Here is a 562-nt window from a genome sequence, read left to right on the forward strand (position 1 = left end):
ACGTTTGTATGATATTAAATTGTGCCAAGATTTAACGGGATTAAATTTGCAGGCATTAGCAGATGTTTTTAATGTTAAACACTATTCTGCCATATCACAAGCTGTTGGTAGATTAAATGCATTAATTATTGAAAATAAGCAGGTTAAATTACAGTGGGAAGCGCTTCGAGGTTGTTTGATGTCTGAAGTCAAGATTTGACCCCTTAATGAGATCTTTAATAAGAGGTTACTATGATTTGTAGGGTGTTTATTTTACTTTGCATTTTTTGCTTTAGCATTGGCTCGTTAAATGCCAGTGAAAAGGGTAAAACCATTACGTTTGCGGTTGGTCACGATCATGACAAAATGCTGATGGAGAATTACCCAATTTATCGTGCTAGTTGGCAATTTTTAAATCAAAGTTTAGCTAAATTAGGATATGAAGTAGACGCCATTATTTTACCATGGGCGAGAGCTAACTATTATACTCAATTAGGAAAAGCTGACGGTCTATTTTTAGCTGCTAACCTGCCAGGACGAGAGCAATGGGCGGTTTTATCAAACCCAATTGGAATGGGAGTAT

At 36.1% G+C, this 562-nt stretch carries 2 pseudogenes; both read left to right on the forward strand.

The features are described 5' to 3' along the window. Positions 1–199 (forward strand): annotated as a pseudogene (locus CWB65_RS11735) (hypothetical protein); the annotation flags it as partial. Positions 200–231: 32 nt separating this feature from the next. Then, a pseudogene (locus CWB65_RS11740) lies at positions 232–562 on the forward strand (substrate-binding periplasmic protein); the annotation flags it as partial.

Origin of the sequence: Pseudoalteromonas sp. S554 (assembly GCF_005930865.1) — a bacterium.
Lineage (GTDB): Bacteria > Pseudomonadota > Gammaproteobacteria > Enterobacterales > Alteromonadaceae > Pseudoalteromonas > Pseudoalteromonas marina.